The following is a 566-nucleotide window of genomic DNA, read 5'->3' as shown; positions in this document are numbered from 1 at the left end:
TGCACCGTCAGGTTACTTCATTCGAGAACATTTTCGACGAACGAGAAGAAAACCACTTTTCAGAATCAGCGGCTTGGGGCGTATGTGGAGACCTACGATATGTCATCTCCCCTAACGAATATCTATAAACTGGTCGACAGCCGTTTCCCCATCCCCCGTTGCGGAAACGTAACGATGCCATCAACACCTTCTGACATCTACCGGCATATGCAGTTCTTTGATTATGCTAATGATACCCCTGGGCCTATTTTGTCGAGCATCGTTTACCGTAATACCAATAGTTCACAGATTAGTTTACCATTCGTAATGATCCGTTAATGAAATATTTTCTGGCCTGCATATTTGCTGTTGTTGGACACTATGTGACTGCTCAGGTAAGCAGCGCAAAACCGCAGTTATATCCGGTATATGATAAAATTGATTACGCAAACCTGCCGGATGATGTACGTGCAGAGAAGGGACGGCTATTCTTCACTTTGAATCAAGGCCAATATGATGACTTCGCCAGGTCGAAGCCCCAACGCGTTATCAAGCTACTATCAAAAGAGCTTTTTGTCGCAAAAGTC

At 44.5% G+C, this 566-nt stretch carries 1 protein-coding gene; it reads left to right on the top strand.

The window, feature by feature from the left end:
* Positions 1–317: 317 nt before the first annotated feature.
* The coding region (locus tag ACNOHI_RS25320) for a hypothetical protein (protein ID WP_420477489.1) at positions 318–566 on the top strand (249 nt) is incomplete at its 3' end.

The sequence above is a fragment of the Noviherbaspirillum sp. ST9 genome (genome assembly GCF_048799745.1).
Lineage (GTDB): Bacteria > Pseudomonadota > Gammaproteobacteria > Burkholderiales > Burkholderiaceae_D > Noviherbaspirillum.
The sequence above is the reverse complement of the archived record's forward strand: the minus strand, read 5'-3'. Positions and strand labels throughout refer to the sequence as shown.